The sequence below is a fragment of the Rhodanobacter sp. FW021-MT20 genome (assembly GCF_041107475.1).
In the GTDB taxonomy this organism is placed as follows: domain Bacteria; phylum Pseudomonadota; class Gammaproteobacteria; order Xanthomonadales; family Rhodanobacteraceae; genus Rhodanobacter_A; species Rhodanobacter_A glycinis.
In genome coordinates this window covers 67,039-85,249 of sequence record NZ_JBGBPX010000013.1, presented here as the reverse complement: position 1 = coordinate 85,249, position 18,211 = coordinate 67,039, and the positions used below count along the sequence as shown (strand labels likewise).

Sequence of the window (18,211 nt, the reverse complement as noted above, 5' to 3'; positions counted from 1 at the left end):
TCTGACGCTCTCCGAACCGGAAAACAACAGCATCGCCCGCCAGCGGGCTCCTACCATTGGGGCGGAAAGGGTGCAGGGGGCGTGCTCAGCCCAGCAAGGCTTTCGCACGTTTGCACACGTTGTCGACGGTGAATCCGTACTCGCGCAGCAATACCTCGGCCGGAGCGGACGCGCCGAAACGTTCCACGCCGAGCATATCGCCGTGCGGGCCGACGTAACGCTCCCAGCCCTGCGACACGCCCAGCTCGACCGCCAGGCGCGCGGTCACGCCGGGCGGCAAGACCTTGTCGCGCTCGGCCTGCGGCAAGGCGTCGAACAGCTCCCAGCTCGGCATCGACACGCAACGCACGGCGATGCCTTCGCCGCGCAGGCACTCGGCCGCCGCCAGGATCAGGGCCACTTCGGAGCCACTGGCGATCAGGATCAGCGACGGCTTGCCGTCCTTGGCATCGCTGAGCACATAGGCGCCGCGACGCAAGCCGTCGGCGCCGGCGTACTGCTGGCGGTCCAGCGTGGGCAAGGCCTGCCGGGTCAGCACCAACACCGCCGGGCGGTCGCGGGTTTCCAGCGCCACGCGCCAGGCCTCGGCGGTTTCGTTGGCGTCGCACGGACGGATCACGGTGAGGTTGGGCACCGCGCGCAGGTTTGCCAGTTGCTCCACCGGCTGGTGGGTGGGGCCGTCCTCGCCCAGAGCGATGCTGTCGTGGGTGAACACGTTGACCACGTGCAAGCCCATCAGCGCGGCCAGGCGCATCGGCGGACGCATGTAGTCGGAGAAGATCATGAAGGTGGCGGTAAACGGGATGAAGCCGCCATGCGCGGCCAGACCGTTGGCAATCGCGCCCATCGCGTGTTCGCGCACGCCGAAATGCAGGTTGCGGCCAGCGCGGCTCCAGCCGCCGCCATCGGAACCCTGCTCGTCTTCGCCGGGCGATGGCGACGGATTGAAGTCGCCCAGGCCCTTCAGTGCGGTCTTGGTCGAGGGATCGAGATCGGCCGAACCACCGACCAGCGCGGGCAACGCCGGCGCGATCGCATTCATCACCTTGCCGGAAGCCTCGCGCGTGGCCAGTCCCTTGGCATCGGCAGGAAACGCGGGAACGTCCGCATCCCAGCCCGGCGGCCGTTCGCCGCGCAGGCGGCCCAGCAGCTCGCGCGCCAATTCGGGGAAGGCACGGACATACGCAGCCATGCGCTCGTCCCAAGCCGCTTCGTCGCGGGAGCCGCGCGATACGGCCTGGCGGAAATGCTCGCGTGCTTCGTCCGGAACCAGGAACGTCGGCTCGGTGGGCCAGCCGAGCTTCTGCTTGGTGGCGCGCACATTGTCTTCGCCCAGCGGCGAACCGTGCGCCTTGAAGCTGTCCTGCTCGGGCGAACCGAAACCGAGATGCGTGCGCACCAGGATCAGCGACGGTCGCGTGGTTTCCTTGCGCGCTGCCTGCAGTGCGGCATCGATCGCATCGAGGTCGTTGCCATCTTCCACGGTCACGGTATGCCAACCGTAGGCCTCGAAGCGCTTGGCGCGATCCTCGGAAAAGGTGATGTCGGTGCCGGCGGACAGGGTGACGTAGTTGTCGTCGTACAGGCAGGTGAGCTTGCCCAGTTGCAGGTGACCGGCCAGCGAGGCGGCTTCCGATGCCACGCCTTCCATCAGGTCGCCGTCGCTGACGATGGCGAAGGTGTGATGGTCGACCACTGCGTGATCAGGCCGGTTGTAGCGTGCGGCCAGTTGCGCTTCGGCCATGGCCATGCCGACGGCATTGGCCAACCCCTGTCCCAGCGGGCCGGTAGTGGTTTCCACGCCCGGCGTATGGCCCCGTTCGGGGTGCCCGGGGGTCTTGCTGCCCCATTGGCGGAACTGCTTCAGATCGTCCAGCGAGAGGTCGTAGCCGGCCATGTACAGCAGGCTGTAGAGCAGCGCCGAACCATGCCCGGCCGATAGCACGAAGCGGTCGCGGTCGAACCAGTGCGGGTCCTTCGGCTGGTACTTCATGTGCTTCGTCCACAGCACATAGGCCATCGGTGCCGCACCGAGCGGCAGGCCGGGATGGCCGCTGTCCGCTTTTTGCACCATGTCCACCGACAGGAAACGCAGGGTATCGATGCATTGCTGGTCGAGTGTGGCGTCGGTCATGGGGCTAGCCTCGCGCGGACGGGAATGAGTACTCGCACAGGATGACCGGGCGCAGGTCAAGCGGACGTCATCCCGTCCTGCCGCCGGGACGCCGGCGGCTGCTCAGCCTGCCACGCCGAACAGCATGCCGACACCGGTAGTGATCGCCATCGCCAGCGCACCCCAGAACGTGATGCGGATGGCACCGGCGCGGATTCGGGCACCGCCGGTACGGGCAGCCAGCCCGCCGAGGATGGCCAGAAAGACCAGCGAGGTGATGAACACCGACCACAGCAGCACGGAGGCCGGACTCAGCAGCACCACCAGCAGCGGCAATGCCGCACCGATCGCGAAGCTCAGCGCCGAAGCACCGGCGGCCTGCAGCGGCTTGGCCCGCAGGATCTCGGTGATGCCCAGCTCGTCGCGGGCGTGGGCATCCAGCGCATCGTGCGCCATCAGCTGTTCGGCGACCTGGTTGGCAAGTGCCTTGTCCAGCCCGCGACCGACGTAGATCGCCGCCAGTTCCTTGTGCTCGCCGGCCACGTCGGTCAGCAGCTCGTGCCTTTCCTTCTCCAGTTCGGCATGTTCGCTGTCGGCCTGCGAGTGCACCGAGACGTATTCGCCGGCCGCCATCGACATCGCACCGGCGACCAGCCCGGCACTGCCGGCGACCAGGATGGCATGGCCGGAAGCATGAGCCGCCGCCACGCCCAGCACCAGGCTGGCAGTGGAAACGATGCCGTCATTGGCGCCGAGCACGGCCGCGCGCAACCAGCCCATCCGGCGGGTGAGGTGTCGTTCGTTGTGGTGGCGTCGGGACACGCATGTTCTCCGCGATCAGGGCATGTGCATGGACCGTACCCTGCCGGATACGGCGTGTTCAGAGCATCCGCTTCAGGGTGTCGTCGCGGCGGCCGAAGTGGTGCCACAGCGCGGCCAGGATATGCAGCGCGATCACGTAGTAGAAGATGGTGCCGATAGTGCCATGGATTTCCTCGATCTGGTGCGCCAGCGCCCGGTCGGGCTGGCCCACGAACGAGGGCAGCAGGGTCAAGCCGAACAGCACGACCGGCTTGCCCTCGATCTGCAGCGTGATCACGCCCAGGATCGGCTGGATCAACAGAAACGCATAGAGGGCCAGATGGGTGAGCTTGCCCATCAGTTCGCTCCAGCGCGGCGGCGGCGGCGAGATCGGCGGCTGGCCGTTGCGCAGTCGCAACCATAGCCGCGGCAATATCAGCAGCAGCACGGCGATCCCGGCAACGAAATGCGAGGCGAGCACATTGGCACGGGCGGCACTACCCTTGGCAAACAGCTCGAACAGGTTGATGCAAAGGTAGGCCAGCAGCACCAGGGCGAAGATAATCCAGTGCATCCACCGGCTGGATGCTGCGTAGCGTGATTTCAGGTTTGTGGAAGGCATGGACGACCCCGGACAGGTGACAAGGAAGGCGCAGTGTGTGTGCAGTCAAGGCCACGGCAAACCGGAATCAGCCCGCGATGGCGCCATCGACGATTTTCTGTGCCTCGGCCAGAATGCCTTGCAATTCTTCGGGATTGCTGAAGCTCTCCGCGTAAATTTTGTAGATTTCCTCGGTGCCGGACGGGCGCGCGGCAAACCAGCCGCTGGCCGCCACCACCTTGATGCCGCCGATCGCTGCACCGTTGCCCGGTGCATGGCTCAGTACCTGTTCGATCTTCTCGCCGGCCAGCCGCTCGATCTTCAGCTGGTCCGGCGACAGCTTGGCGAGCCGGGCCTTCTGTGCCGGCGTGGCCGCCGCCTCGACCCGGTCGGCGAACGGCTTGCCCAGCTCGCCGGTCAGTTTGGCATACAACTGGCCGGGGTCCTTGCCCTCGCGGGCGGCGATCTCGGCCGACAACAGCGCCGGCACCAGGCCGTCCTTGTCGGTGGTCCACACCGAACCGTCGTGGCGCAGCAACGAGGCACCGGCGCTTTCCTCGCAGCCGAGGCCAAGCGAACCGTCGAACAGCCCCTCGGAAAACCACTTGAAGCCCACCGGCACTTCATAGAGCCTGCGCCCCAATCGCTTCGCCACGCGGTCGATCAGGGCCGTACTGACCACGGTCTTGCCCACCGCCGCGCTGGCGTTCCACTGCGGCCGGTGGCGGAACAGGTAGTCGATCAGCACCGACAGGTAGTGGTTGGGCGCCATCAGCCCACTGCTGCGGGTGACGATGCCGTGGCGGTCGTGATCGGTGTCGCAGGCAAAGGCCACGTCGTACTGGTCCTTCAGCCCGATCAGCCGCTGCATGGCGTAGGACGAAGACGGATCCATGCGGATCTTGCCGTCCCAGTCCACCGTCATGAAGCCGAACTGCGGGTCGACCTCGTCGCTGACCACGGTGAGGTCGAGCTTGTAGCGTTCGGCGATCGGCGCCCAGTAATGCACGCCGGCACCGCCGAGCGGATCCACGCCCATGTGCACGCCGGCGCTGCGGATCACGTCGAAGTCGACCACGTTGGCGAGATCGCCGATATAGGCCTCGCGGTAATCGTGCTCGCGGGTGGTGTCGGCGCGGCGGGCCTGCTCGAACGGCACGCGCTTGACCTCCTTCAACCCGCCTTCCAGCAAGGCGTTCGCACGTTGCTGGATCCAGCCGGTGATGTCGGTGTCGGCCGGGCCGCCATTGGGCGGGTTGTACTTGAAACCGCCGTTGTCCGGCGGATTGTGCGAAGGCGTGATGACGATACCGTCGGCCAGCCCCGCGTTGCGCTTTTCGTTGTAGGTGAGGATGGCATGCGATATCACCGGCGTGGGAGTGAACTCGCCGCGCCTGGCAATCAGCGTTTGCACGCCGTTGGCGGCCAGCACCTCCAGCGCGCTTTCGAACGCCGGCTGCGACAGCGCGTGCGTGTCGAAGCCGATGAACAGCGGGCCGTCGATGCCCTTGCCCTTGCGGTACTCGCAAATGGCCTGGCTGATCGCCAACACGTGCCACTCGTTGAAGCTGCGCTCGAACGAACTGCCGCGATGACCGGACGTTCCGAAGGCCACTCGCTGGGCCGGTACCGAAGGATCAGGGCGCAAGTCGCCATAGGCTGCCAACAGCTTGGAGACGTCGACCAGCAGCGAGGCCGGTGCCGGCTTGCCGGCGAGCGGGCTGACGTGGGTGCTCATGCGAATACTCCCCTGCCCTGCAAAGCGGCGCAATCGACTGGCGGATAAGACGAAATGGCGAATGAAGTCATGAAGGGTCCGTATTCAGCCCGCGCGCGCCAGGGCGGCGCCGCGATCGGCAATGTTCTGCAGGAGGTCCTGCCAGGATTTCACGAAGGCGGCGGCGCCCTCGTGCTGCAGCTGGGTGGCCAGTGCGTCGAGGTCGACACCCGCCTGGGTGAAGCGCGCCAATTGCGCTTCGGCATCGCCGCCGTCCGGTGCCATCACTCCGCCCACTTTGCCGTGCTCGGCAAACGCATGCAGGGTTTGCTCGGGAATGGTGTCTATCGTGTCGGGGGCGGCCAGCGTCTCCACGTACAAGGTGTCCGGCGCGGCCGGGTCCTTGGTGCCGGTGCTGGCCCAGAGCAGCCGCTGCGGATGCGCACCGGCGTCGGCCAGCTTGCGCCAGCGCGGCGACGCCAGCCGTTCGCGGTAGGCGCGATACGTCTGCCGGCTTACCGCGATGCCGAGCTTGTTGTGCAGCTCGGCCGGAACCTTGTCCTTTACCGCCACGTCCCAGCGGCTGACGAACAGCGAGGCGACCGAGGCCACGTCCGGGCTCAGTCCGGCCTCGATGCGGCGTTCGATGCCGCGTGCCCACGCCTCGGCGGCGGCCTGGTATTGCGCACACGAGAACAGCAAGGTGACGTTGACCGGCACCCCGGCGAAGATCGCTTCCTCGATGGCCGGAACGCCTTCGGGCGTGCCGGGAATCTTCACGAACAGGTTCGGCCGCCGGGCCTGCTGATGGATGTCTTTCGCGGCCTTGATGCTGCCCTCGGTATCGCTGGCCAGCAGCGGCGACACTTCCATCGAGACCCAGCCATCGACGTGATCGGTCGCATCGAATACCGGCTTGAACAGGTCGGCGGCACGGCGCAGGTCTTCCAGCGCCAGCTCGATGAACAGTGCCTCGCCGGACTTGCCGGCCAGCACCTTGGCGTGGATGCCGGGATCGTAGGCGTGGCCGCTGCCGATGGCCTTGTCGAAGATGGTCGGGTTGGAGGTCAGCCCGGTCACCGAATATTCGTTGATGTAGTGGGCCAGGCCACCGTCATCGAGCAATTCGCGGGTGATGTTGTCCAGCCACAGGCTCTGGCCGAGATCATGCAATTGTCGGGTCGCTTTCATGAGGCCTCCGGGGCGGCTGCGGTTCGAAGTGAGGAATCCCCTGTGGCATGCGCAAGCGTGCGGATGTCGGACATGGTCAGGTTGCACAGGTCGCCGATGTGCGCAATCGCGTGATCGGGCGGCGGCGTGACGGATGCGTTGTCGCTGGCGGCGGCGTAATGGCCTTGCCGCACGAACACCGTGGTGAGGCGATCGCCCAGCACGCGTTTCATCGCGGCCAGCAGTTTCGGCTTGTCGTCCACCATCACGTAATGACTTGCCGGGAAATGCCTTTGCATGGCATCGAGCATGCGCTCCTTGTGCACATACACCAGCACCTTGCCGTCGACGGCATCCCACAGGCCCGCGCGGTGGATCTTGCGCGGCTGGAACACGATGTCGCCATCGGACAGGATGCCGACCGTGCCCAGCGTACGCAGGTGGGCGATGGCCTCCAGCGCGCGTGGATAGAGGCGTTCGGCGAACGGGTAATCAAGCAGGAAGCCGGACATCTGCAGCAGTTGGTCTTCCCGGTCGTTGCCGTCGCGGAACGCCTGCAACGCACCGAGATAATCGGCGTAGCCCACTTCGTCGCGCCGGGCCTCGTAAAGGGCGTGGTAGCGGTCGCGCTCGCTTGCGCCGAAATCCCGCTCCAGCCGCGCGGCCAGGTCATCGCCGAAACGGTCGTTGTCCAGCAAGGTGTCGTCGACGTCGAGCAGGAATACCAGGTCGTCAGGCGTGGACATGGGGCAGTTCCGGCGAAGTGAGGGTGGGTTCGATCAGCCGGGACCGGCCGCGGAAATCTCGTGGTCGCATGACCTTCATGACGCGTTGTTCGCTCCGGGGTCGATGGAAAAGCTGCAGCATGCCGCCAGGCGACACGGTTTCCAAGCATGCGCGGATCAACGTAAACATCGGGTATGCACGCGGCAGGTGCGACACCACGCCACGTTTACCGCAGCTCCTCCGGTGAGTGGCAATACACCTCGACCCGATGCTCGTGGCCGTCGTCAACCAGCGTGAGGAAAGGCTCGGCCTGCACCTGGCCGTCGAGGATGTAGCGTTCTTCATCGCTGGGGTGGTCCGTCCGTTGCACGATGACGTGGTAATCCGTCTCCCGGTAACGATAATCCAGCGCGAATGAACGCCAGTCGGCGGGCAGCACCGGCGCGAAGCGCAGGCGTTCGCCTTCCACGCGCATGCCGAGCAGCGATTCGACGATCAGCCGGTACATCCAGCCCGCCGAGCCGGTATACCAGCTCCAGCCGCCGCGCCCCACATGCGGTGGCACGCCGTAGACGTCGGCGGTCACCACGTAGGGCTCCACCTTGTAGACATCGATGCCGTCGCCCTGGCCGTGGTTCACCGGGTTGATCATGCGCAGCAATTCCCAGGCACGGGCGCTGTCGCCCAGCTCCGCAAACGCCATCGCGGCCCAGGTGGCCGCATGCGTGTACTGGCCGCCGTTTTCGCGTACGCCCGGCACATAACCCTTGATGTAGCCGGGGTCCAGAGCCGACTTGTCGAACGGCGGGTCCAGCAATTGCACCAGCCCGGCATCGCGGCGTACCAGGTGCGCATCCAGCGATTCCATCGCCTGGCGTTGTCGCGCCGGGTCGCCGGCACCGGAAATCACCGACCAGCTTTGCGCGATGGAGTCGATGCGGCACTCGTCGTTGGCGGCCGAGCCCAACGGCGTGCCGTCGTCGAAATACGCGCGGCGATACCAGGCGCCGTCCCAGCCGTGTTGATGGATCGCCGCCTGCAACGCCGCCGCTTCGCTTTCGCATTGATCGGCGAAAGCCTCCTCACCACGCAGGCGCGCCACCGGCGCGAAACGGTGCAGGACGTGGTGCAGGAAGAAGCCCAGCCAGATGCTCTCGCCCAGGCCGCCCTCGCCCACCTTGTTCATGCCGTCGTTCCAGTCGCCGCTGCCCATCAGCGGCAGGCCGCGCGCACCCCGCGACCGACCATGTTCCAGCGCGCGCACGCAATGCTGGTACAGCGTTTCGTGCAGTTCCGAATGCGCGGGAAGGTCGTAGTAGGACTCTTCGCCGGCGCCAAGCAGCCGCCCTTCGATGTAGTCCACGCGCTCGTCGAGTACCGCATGGTCGCCGGTGACCTCCAGGTAGCGGCACACCGCCAGTGGCAGCCACAGGTAGTCATCGGAGCAGCGCGTGCGCACGCCGCGGTCCAGCGGCGGGTGCCACCAGTGCTGCGCGTCGCCTTCCGGGAACTGGTGCGCGGCGCACAGCAGCAGGTGCTGGCGCACGCTGTACGGCGAGGCGTGGACCATGGCCATCGCATCCTGCAACTGGTCGCGGAAACCGATCGCGCCGCCGGACTGGTAATAACCGCTGCGCGCCTGGAAGCGGCAGGCGATCGTCTGGTACATCAGCCAGCCGTTGACCAGCACGTCGACTGCGGGGTCCGGGGTATGCACCTGCACCTTGCCCAGGGTCCAGCGCCAGTGCATGCGCACCGCGTCCAGCGCCGCACTCGCCGTACCTCGGCGACGGAAGCGTTGCACCAGGTCGCTGGCAGCCTTTGCGTCATGCGCCGAGCCCAGGCGGAAAATGACTTCGTACTCGTCATCATCGTCCAGCTCGAATGCCACCTGCACGGCACCGCACGGGTCCATGCCGGCGCCGAGTTGCCCGGACAGCCGCGCATTCGCCATCGCTGCCGGTTGGCGCAGGCTGCCATTGCGGCCCAGGAATTCGACGCGGTCGCCGGTGACGCTGCGCGCGGGGTGATCGACATCGATAAAGGCCACGCGGCCCTGGAATTCCGTATTCCACGTGTTGCGCGCCATCAAGGCGCCGCTGGCCGGGTCCGAGCCGGTGACGACGTGCATGGCGGCCTTTTCGCGCAAGTCGCCGAGTACCCATTCCACATAGCCGGTGGCGCTGAGCTTGCGCGCACGCCCGGAGCGGTTGCGCACCTTCAGCACGGAAAACTTCACCGGCGCATCCAGCGCCACGTACACCCACAGCTCGCTGCGAATGCCGTCCTGCTCGTGCTCGAACACGCTATAGCCGAAACCGTGGCGCGTGCGGTAGCTGCCATGGCCGCGGCACGGCAACGGCGTGGGCGACCAGAACGCGCCAGTCTGCTCATCGCGCAAGTAGAACGCCTCGCCGCCGGCATCGGTGACCGGGTCGTTGTACCAGGGCGTCAAACGGAATTCGTGCGCGTTCTCGGACCAGCTATAGGCGCTGCCGCTTTCTGAAATGACGGTGCCGAACTGCGCATTCGCCAGCACGTTCACCCACGGCGCCGGCGTGGCCTGGCCGGGCGCCAGGGTCACCACGTATTCGCTGCCGTCCTTGCTGAAACCGCCGCAGGCATTGCCCAGCTGCAGTTCGCCGGTCGGCGCATTGCCGCTGCCCGTCGCTGCAGGCTCAAGCGTGCGCTCTTCGCTGGGCTTGAACGGCGCCGGCAGCGACTGCATCCGGCGCCGCTCGATCTGTTCGGCCAGGCTGCCGCGGCTGTCCGACAGCACCAACCGTGCCGCCGCCTGCATCAACAGTCGTTCCTCGCCGGACAACTGTTGCGCCGGCCGCACGTAGATGCCGCCGGGCCGGTCGATCAGGCTGGCCTCGGCGCCGGAGGCGATCAGCCCCATGATCAGGTCCTGCAACTGTTGCCGGTATCCGGCGTGATCCTCGTTCCAGATCACCAGGTCCACCGCCAACCCTTTCAGCCGCCAGTAGGCGTGGGCTTGGACCAGCTGCCGCACCAGCTCGATCTTCGACTGGTCGGCAATGTGCAGCAGCACGATCGGCAGATCGCCGGATACCGACTGCCCCCACAAGCCGGATTGCCCGCGCCGATTCGCGCGCAGGATGCCGGCATCGGCGCGCAGCGAGGCATTGGCATAGACAATGGACGTGGCCATGTGCTCGTAGAGCTGCGCGTCGGCGAGACTGGCATTGAGCTGGCGCAGCAGCACCTGGCTGTGCGTCCAGGCCAGGTCGAACACGCGGTCGGCCAGGTGGCGGTCGCGGTATTTTTCGATCAGACGCATGCAGCCATCGCGGTCATCGCCCACCCCGGTGACCAGGTCGATCACCGCCGACTGCTCCGGCTCCAGCGTGATGCGGCAGCGGATCGCCACGATGGGATCAAGCACCGCCCCTTCGCTGTCGGACAGCACGCGATGTTCATCGCCCGGGTCCAGCGCCTGCGGCGCGGCCAGGCATCGACCGCGACCGATGAAACGATTGCGATCCGTTTCGTAGGAGATCTCGTCGATGTCGGCGTTGTGCACGGCCAGCAGATGGCACATCCACGGCACCTGTTCGTCGGCCGAACGCGGCCGCCGCGTGCAGACGATGGCCTGCAGCGCACGCACCAGCTCGGTCTGCACGAACAACTTGCTGAAGGCCGGGTGCATCGCATCGGCCATGGCCGGGGCCAGCACCACTTCGGCATAGCTGGTGATCTCGATGGTACGGCGCGTTCGCGAGCGATTGGTGATGCGCGTGCGGCGCAGCTCGATGTCGTCCTCCGGCGACACCACGATTTCCGTGTGTGCGTCGAACTCGCGCTCGCGTACGCGGAACTCGGCGCGCGCATCGGAGAAGATCGCCTCGTGGAATGCCGTCTTGCGACGCGTCGGCTGGTGCGTGGTGGCCCAGAACTCGCCGCTCTGCACGTCGCGCAGGTAGCAGAACTGGCCGGCGGCATCGCGGCTGATGTCTTCCTGCCAACGGGTGACCGCCATGCCCTTGCAGCGGCTGTAGCCACCGCCGGCGCTGCTCACCATCACGTGGTAGCGGCCATTGGAAAGCAGCTGCACGGCCGGGCGTGGCCGGTTGGGATCGGCGAACACGCGCAGGCGGGTTTCCGCACCGCGCGACAACGCCTCGGGCGTCGGGAATGGCGCGGTGTGCTGGTACTCGGCGGCGCTGCGTGGCACGCGTTCCTGCAACAGCAGCAAGGTAGCCTGCAGGCCGGGATCGGTGGTGAAGCGTCGCTGCATCGGCTGACCACACAGCACGTGGTCCAGCGCCAGCAGGCTCATGCCCTGGTGATGCGCCATGTACGAGCGGATCACCGCCGAATGCTGACCGGTCGGCAGGCGCGCGGGCGTGTAGTCCACCGCCTCGTGCATGCCGAAGCGCCCTTCCACGCCTTCATCGGACAGCCGCTGCAGGTTGGCGCAGGCCTCTTCGGGCGCCACCATCAAGGCCAGCGCCGAGGCGTACGGCGCCACCACCAGTTCCTCGCCAAGGCCGCGCTTGAGGCCAAGGCCCGGCACGCCGAACGCGCGATACTGGTAATTGAAATGGACGTCCATCGTGTTGTAGCCCGATTCGGACACGCCCCACGGCAGGCCGAGCTGGTGGCCGTATTCGATCTGCCGCGCCACCGCTGCCTGGCAGGTCTGGTCGAGCAGCGTGCCTTCGTAGCTGGGCATCACCAGCATCGGCATCAGGTATTCGAACATCGAGCCGGTCCACGACAGCAGCACCGGCTCGCCGCCGGTGGTGGTGAGCAGCCGTCCCAGCGCAAACCAGCTGGCCTGCGGCAGTCGTTCCTGCGCGATCGCCACGAAGCTGGTGAGCCGTGCCTCGGAGGCCAGCAAATCGTAGAAGCCGCTGTCCAGGCGACGCTCGTCCACGTTGTAGCCGATCGACAGCAGGTCGCGACGCTTGTCGTGCAGGAATCCGTATTCCATGGTGGCCAGCTCGCCGGCCTGGCGCACCAGCCGGTCGATCCTCACCAGCAGGCCGATCGCGCGGCGGCGTGCTTCGAGCAAGGGAATGGATGCCTGCGCCTCGTCCGTTTCCGCCACCTGCCGCAGCGACGGGATCGCCACGCCGCCCTCGTCCGACTGCAGACCGGCGAACGGATGCAGGTAATCGCGGGCGTCCCGGCATTGCGTGCACAACGACTGCAACCAGAATTCCGCTGCACTGTCCGGCTCGACCGTCAGCGCTGCAGCAGCCGAGTCCGCGCAGTCACGAAGTTTTTCCATGCACGTCGCGGCAGCCGCAAGCGTGCCCGGCGGCTCGGCCAGCGCCGCGTCCAGTTCCCCGCGCAATGCGGCCAGAGCCTCGGCGCCGGGATCGGCCGCCGCCAGCGCTCCCTCGAGAATGTCGAGCGTGTCCACCAGGCCATCGAGCAGGCGCCGTTCGAACAGCGGCACATCGGCCAGTTCCATCAAGCCCGGTCGCAGTGTCAGCAAATGGCCAGCGAGGTTGCCGCTGTCCACGGTGGAGACATACAGCGGCGGCAGCGGCTGCAGCGACAGGGTGTCGTACCAGTTGTAGAAATGCCCGCGATGCCGCGGCAAACCCTGCATGGTGTGCAACGTGGCGTCGGTGCGATCGATCAGGCGCGCGGTGCTGACATAACCCAGGTCCCAGGCCGACAGGTTGGCCAGCAGCGCCAGACCGATATTGGTGGGCGAGGTGCGATGGGCGATCACCAGCTCGGGCGTTTCCTGGCGGTTATCCGGCGGCAGCCAGTTTTCCTGTGGCCCGACGTGAACCTCGAAGAAGGCCCAGGTCTTGCGCGCCAGCTTGCGCAGGTAACGCAGGTCTTTCGGCGTGGCGGCAAAGGTGCGTGGCCGTGGCGGTCGGCTGATCCACCACGCCACGGATGGCGAGACCAGCCACAGCAACAGGAATGGCCACGCCACGCCCAGCGATGCCGGGCGATGCACCGCCATGGCCACGACGCCAAGCACTGCCAGCAGCGGCCCGATCCACATCGACCGCCACAGGGCTGCATGGCTGCTGCCGCTGCGCGCCACCTGCCGCGACGGATTCCATTGCAGCAGGTGCCGTCGGCTGACCAACAAGCGCCACAGCGTGCGCAGCACCGCGTCGAGGGTGTACAGGGCTTCGTGCGGCAGCCACACCAGTCCCAGCACGGTGCGCGCGACATGCTGGCCGACCCCGCGCAAGGCCGCGCGCAGATGCTGGTCGAACACCGCATCGCGCGGTTTCTGGAACAGTTCCAGCAAGGAGGACAGCAGCAGCGGCACCAGCACCACCAGCAAGGCCGCAAACGTCCACGACGGCTGGTGGGTGTGCGCCGCCAGCCAGCCGAACCACAGCAGCACCAGCAGCGAGGGCGCCACCAGGCTGCGCCGCAAATTGTCCAGGATCTTCCAGCGCGACAACGCCGACAGCGGATTGCGTTGCCAACCGCCCCGCCCCGACGGTGCCCACGGCAACAGCCACGGCAACAGCTGCCAGTCGCCGCGAATCCAGCGATGGCGACGTTTCACGTCATCGCCGTAGCGCGCCGGGTATTCCTCGTAGAGCTGCACGTCGCTGATCAGTCCGGAACGCGTGTAACAGCCTTCCACCAGGTCGTGGCTGAGGATGTGGTTGTCCGGGAAGCGACCGTCGATGACCTGCTCGAACGCATCCACGTCGTAGATGCCCTTGCCGATGAACGAGCCCTCGTCGAACAGGTCCTGGTAGACGTCCGACACGGCGCGCGTATACGGGTCGATCCCGGCGTCGCTGCCGAACAGCCGGGCGTAGGACGAGCGCGTGGCGCTGGACAGGCTGATGCCCACCCGCGGCTGCAGGATCGCGTGCCCCGCCGTGACACAACGCCTGGCCGGGTCGATCACCGGGCGATTGAGCGGGTGCGCCATGGCACCGACGAAATGCCGGGCCGAGTCGCGCGGCAATTGCGTGTCCGCATCCAGCGTGATCACGTAGCGCACGCTTGCCAGCGCTTCGGTTTGCCCCACCACCAGCGAGAAGCAGTCATGCGCACCGCCGCGCAGCCACGCGTTCAACTCGGCCAGCTTGCCGCGCTTGCGCTCGCGGCCCATCCATTTGCGCGCACGCGGGTTCCAGCGACGTGGTCGATGAAACAGGAAGAAGCGATCGGCGCCCTCGGCGGCATGAATGTTGTTCAATGCTTCGATGCGCTGCTGCGCCAGCGCGAGCAAGGCATCGTCCTGCGGCAGGCTTTCGCTGTCGGCATCGGTAAAATCGGTGAGCAAGGCGAAATGCAGGCAGGGATCGCGGTTGCCCAGGAAGCGCACTTCCAGCGCCTCGACCAGGTCATCCACGTCTTCGGGACTGGCGATCAACGCCGGCACCGCAACCAGGCTGCGCATCGCCGGCGGCAATCCGTCGGCATAATCCATCCGCGGCAGGATGTTGGGGCTGGTGGCGATCGTGGCGATCCAGTTCACCAGACTGATCGCCAACTGGCTGCTTACCAGCACCGCGGGCACCACCAGCAGCGCGAGCAGCCAGCCGTATTCGCCATCGATCAGCATGCTCTCGGCCAGCGGCCACGCCAGCAGCACCGTCAACAGGGCGATCAGCCCCAGATACAGCACCAGCGCCGGTCGCCCGCTCAGCATCCAGCGCGAGGCTCGCGCGCCGACCGCACGCACGCCAAGGCGGCGTTCCAGCGCATCCAGCCCGCCATCGACCAGATAGAAGCCGACATGCGAGCGCGCTTCCGGACGCGGACCGTCGCGACCGGCTTCAGCCAGTTCGACAGCAGCCTTCGCCACCTCGATTTCCGTATGCGGGCAGTGCTTTGCCAGGCGTTCCACCGCGTGCCGGTAATGGTCACGGGTAGCGAAATCCATATGGGCATAGACGCCGGCCGGATCACCGCACAAAGCCTGTTCGACCAGGCTGGTGTTTTCGACAAAAGCGGGCCAATCCATCGCCGACAACATGCGCAGGCTGCCGATGCTGTTGCCGATGGACACCTGGTCGGCGGCCTGCTGCTGCGCTTCCATCTGCACCAGGTGCTCGACGCCCAGGCCCGATTCGGAGAGCCGCTGTTCGACCCAGGTCAACGGCAATGCCAGTGCCGGGCCCTGCCCCTGCAACCGACGCGCCAATTCGGCCACGAACGAACCGACCATCGGCGGATTCGAACGCGCCATGTCGGCCACCGCCAGCACCACGCTCTTGGGGTCGCGCTCGGCGATCTCGGTCATCCGGGTCGCCCAGCGGGCGGCCAGCCGGCGGTCGCCCCAGTCGGTCATCACGCGCGCGGCCACGCGGCGCAGGTTTTCGATCAGCGCCAGCCGCAGCATGATCGGAATCGCCCACAGTTCGCCCAGGGTCAGCGGTGCCACCGTCTGGTATGAAGCCACAAAGCGGCGCAGGCTTTCGCCGTCCACGCGGCCGTCACCATGCGCGATGGTTTCCTGGGCAATCTCGTACACCCGCGGCATGTGCGCACACGGGCCACTCAGCAACACCGGCAGCTCGCGGTTGTAGCCCTTGGGCAGATGCCGCTGCGCGGTGCGGATCTGTTCCTCGATCAGGTAGTAGTTGTCGAGCAGCCACTCCGCCGCCGGCGTGATGCGACGGCCATCGCGCATGGCCTTGGTAAGGCGATCACCCGCATGCGCCAGTACGCTGCGATTGCTGGCCAAGCGCGTCAACAGCGCATTGGACCGCGTCAGCGGGCTGATCCGGTGCCGCTCGGCCAGCGCTGCGCCGTGCTGGTCCATCTGGTCGGCACTGAACAGTTCAGCGCGAAGCGCCGACTCGGGCTCCAGGCGCCGATTGCGCATGGAGCGCAGACGGAACACGGCCCGCAGGCGGTGGAAATTGAGCATGGCGAGCCGATGGCCGATCTTCAACAGCAGCATTCCTCGTGAAAGTCCGGCAAGCCGTCACTACCCGGTAGCGGCGGGGGGATCTGCCGGAACACGGACAGCCTCTGGATTCAGCCCCGTCCCCCATTCATATCGGGCGGAGCGAAAGCGCTGCGTGAAGGCCGACCCCGAAGACCATCCGATTCGCTCATCCGTACCTGCATCCGGCCGGGCAATCGCTTACCCTCGTCCCATGCTTCCTGCCGTCTGCGCCCCGCCATGCCACGCCCCCTGTCTTTCACATGAATGAGCCGTTGCACACGTTGGCGCAGGCAAGCCAGCACGCCCAGGACATCCGCAAAAGCCGCTTCCTGGCCCAGGCCGCGCCGGTAGAGAGCCCCGAGCAGGCGCTGGCCTTTCTGCGCGAGATCGCCGACCCCGCCGCCACGCACAACTGCTGGGCCTGGCGCATCGGCCAGGACTACCGCTTCAACGACGATGGCGAACCCGGCGGCACCGCGGGTCGGCCGATCCTGCAGGCCATCGAAGGCCAGGGCATGGACCATGTGATGGTGGTGGTGACGCGCTGGTATGGCGGCATCAAGTTGGGTGCCGGCGGTCTGGCCCGCGCTTATGGCGGCACCGCAGCCGAATGCCTGCGACTGGCCGAGCGCGTTCCGCTGATTGCGATGACCCACTTGGCCACCCGTTGCGACTTTGCCGAACACGCCTTGTTCCGGGCCCGCCTGAAGGAACTGGGCGCCGACATCGAGCAGGAACATTTCGAGGCCGACGGCGTTTCGCTGCACTTCCAGTTGCCGCAGGACCGCGTGGACGAGGTGCGTCAGCGCATCACCGACCTCAGCCGCGGACGCAGCGAAGTGCGCGTATTGGAGTGAGCCTCGATTGCTCGTCATTCCGGCCTTCGCCGGAATGACGTAACTTGCGAGGTTTTTCGAAACCCTCCCGAGCAATCCTTACAGAAACATCCAAGCCCAGCCTTGCCATCGAATCGCCAGAAATCCGCCACGCGCAGCAAAGCTTTCCGTTGCAGGCTCTCCGCAGCCCGGACACGCGTCCCGGCGCCGCCATCCGGGGAATCCATGAAACGTCTGCCAGGGCTCGACCTGCTGCGCGCCATCGCCATCGTGTGGGTGATGCTGTTCCATTCGTGGATCGTCGGCGGGCTGGGTGGGCCTTTCCAGCCTGTCGCCGACTATGGCTGGATGGGCGTGGACCTGTTCTTCGTGCTCAGCGGCTACCTGATCGGTTTCCAGTTGCTGGAACCATTGAGCCGGGGCGAACCGCTGCGTTTCGGGCGCTTCTACCTGCGTCGGGCCTTCCGCATCCTGCCGGTGTTTCTGGTGGTGCTGGCGATATACACGTGGTTGCCGTCGTGGCGCGAAGCGCCGGGCATGCAGCCGGTCTGGCAATTCCTCACCTTCACCGTGAACCTGCTGATCGATTACCCGCGCAACCAGGCGTTTTCGCATGCCTGGTCGCTGTGCGTCGAAGAGCATTTCTACCTGGTCTTCCCGTGGTTGGCGTGGCTGCTGACGCGGCGGCCGTCGCTTCGGGTGACCATTGCCGTCGGCGTGGGCATCGTGGCGGCCGGCATGCTGATTCGCGGCTACGTCTCACTGCACGACATGGATTTCATCAAGAGCGTCTATTTTCCGACGTGGTCGCGACTGGATGGCCTGCTGGCTGGCGTGGTGCTGGCCACCCTGCAGATTTACCACCCGTCAGGCTGGAAAGCCTGGCAGGCGAAAGCCAACCTCGTCGCACTGGCCGGCCTCGTCGTAACGGGCGCGGCCATCTGGCTGTTCCGGCACCGCGCGTCGTTTGCGGCGGATGTGTTCGGTTATCCGTTGCTGTCCTTTGGACTGGCGCTGCTTGTCACTGCTGCCGCCAGCCCGCACGGTTGGCTCGGACGCTGGCGCGTGCCCGGTGCAGGCTGGATCGCCGCGATCTCCTACAGCCTCTACCTCAGCCACAAGCTGGCCATGCACCGGGTCGAAACCCTGCTGGCTGCGCACCCCGGCATCCATGGCCTGGCGGCTTTTGCCGCCTATGCGATCGCCATCTTCGCCACCGGCGCCCTGCTCTACTACACCGTGGAACGGCCCTTCCTGCGCCTGCGCTCGCGGTTGATGCGCCACCAACCTGCCAGCGCAGGCTTGCCCGCGGCCGGGACCCCGCGCGAAGCGCTCGCCGTGAATGATTGAATCGGCACGCGACAGCCCCATGTAGCTT

At 66.5% G+C, this 18,211-nt stretch carries 9 protein-coding genes; 2 read left to right on the top strand and 7 right to left on the bottom strand.

The genetic code is table 11. The features are described 5' to 3' along the window. Positions 1-85 precede the first annotated feature (85 nt). The 7 genes from tkt to AB7849_RS13945 all read right to left on the bottom strand — a co-directional run bounded on the left by tkt (position 86) and on the right by AB7849_RS13945 (position 16,009). Positions 86-2,134, bottom strand: coding sequence for a transketolase (gene tkt, locus AB7849_RS13975; RefSeq protein WP_369501183.1), 2,049 nt, complete (start codon positions 2,132-2,134; stop codon positions 86-88). Between the two features lie 102 nt (positions 2,135-2,236). Continuing rightward, the gene (locus AB7849_RS13970; protein WP_008214376.1) at positions 2,237-2,893 is read right to left on the bottom strand and encodes a VIT1/CCC1 transporter family protein; all 657 of its coding nucleotides are present in this window, start codon (positions 2,891-2,893) and stop codon (positions 2,237-2,239) included. Positions 2,894-2,993: 100 nt separating this feature from the next. Further along, positions 2,994-3,536 (bottom strand): cytochrome b, encoded by a 543-nt coding sequence (locus AB7849_RS13965; RefSeq protein ID WP_037101419.1) that lies wholly within the window; start codon positions 3,534-3,536, stop codon positions 2,994-2,996. 67 nt (positions 3,537-3,603) lie between these two features. Beyond that, positions 3,604-5,253, bottom strand: a complete 1,650-nt coding sequence (pgm, locus tag AB7849_RS13960) for a phosphoglucomutase (alpha-D-glucose-1,6-bisphosphate-dependent) (protein ID WP_369501182.1) — start codon at positions 5,251-5,253, stop codon at positions 3,604-3,606. A gap of 84 nt (positions 5,254-5,337) precedes the next feature. After that, positions 5,338-6,423, bottom strand: coding sequence for a transaldolase (gene tal / locus AB7849_RS13955; RefSeq protein WP_008214383.1), 1,086 nt, complete (start codon positions 6,421-6,423; stop codon positions 5,338-5,340). After that, entirely contained in the window at positions 6,420-7,148 is a 729-nt protein-coding gene (locus AB7849_RS13950; RefSeq protein ID WP_008214385.1) for an HAD family hydrolase, read from the bottom strand. The genes tal and AB7849_RS13950 overlap by 4 nt, the downstream gene beginning before the upstream one ends. Positions 7,149-7,354: 206 nt before the next feature. Then, positions 7,355-16,009 (bottom strand): glycoside hydrolase family 94 protein, encoded by an 8,655-nt coding sequence (locus tag AB7849_RS13945; RefSeq protein ID WP_008214387.1) that lies wholly within the window; start codon positions 16,007-16,009, stop codon positions 7,355-7,357. Between the two features lie 248 nt (positions 16,010-16,257). Between AB7849_RS13945 and AB7849_RS13940 the strand changes: the two genes are divergently transcribed. Further along, a complete protein-coding gene (locus AB7849_RS13940) occupies positions 16,258-16,854 on the top strand; it encodes an IMPACT family protein (RefSeq protein WP_008214389.1) in 597 nt (198 codons plus the stop codon). Positions 16,855-17,058: 204 nt separating this feature from the next. Next, positions 17,059-18,183, top strand: coding sequence for an acyltransferase family protein (locus AB7849_RS13935; RefSeq protein WP_008214391.1), 1,125 nt, complete (start codon positions 17,059-17,061; stop codon positions 18,181-18,183). Positions 18,184-18,211: the final 28 nt, after the last annotated feature.

Bases quoted from the DNA above. Each gene is read 5' to 3' on its own strand.
- AB7849_RS13950 (WP_008214385.1), bottom strand. From the start codon at position 7,148: ATGTCCACGCCTGACGACCTGGTATTCCTGCTCGACGTCGACGACACC.
- AB7849_RS13965 (WP_037101419.1), bottom strand. From the start codon at position 3,536: ATGCCTTCCACAAACCTGAAATCACGCTACGCAGCATCCAGCCGGTGG.
- AB7849_RS13935 (WP_008214391.1), top strand. From the start codon at position 17,059: ATGAAACGTCTGCCAGGGCTCGACCTGCTGCGCGCCATCGCCATCGTG.
- AB7849_RS13970 (WP_008214376.1), bottom strand. From the start codon at position 2,893: ATGGGCTGGTTGCGCGCGGCCGTGCTCGGCGCCAATGACGGCATCGTT.
- tkt (WP_369501183.1), bottom strand. From the start codon at position 2,134: ATGACCGACGCCACACTCGACCAGCAATGCATCGATACCCTGCGTTTC.
- AB7849_RS13945 (WP_008214387.1), bottom strand. From the start codon at position 16,009: ATGCTGCTGTTGAAGATCGGCCATCGGCTCGCCATGCTCAATTTCCAC.
- tal (WP_008214383.1), bottom strand. From the start codon at position 6,423: ATGAAAGCGACCCGACAATTGCATGATCTCGGCCAGAGCCTGTGGCTG.
- pgm (WP_369501182.1), bottom strand. From the start codon at position 5,253: ATGAGCACCCACGTCAGCCCGCTCGCCGGCAAGCCGGCACCGGCCTCG.
- AB7849_RS13940 (WP_008214389.1), top strand. From the start codon at position 16,258: ATGAATGAGCCGTTGCACACGTTGGCGCAGGCAAGCCAGCACGCCCAG.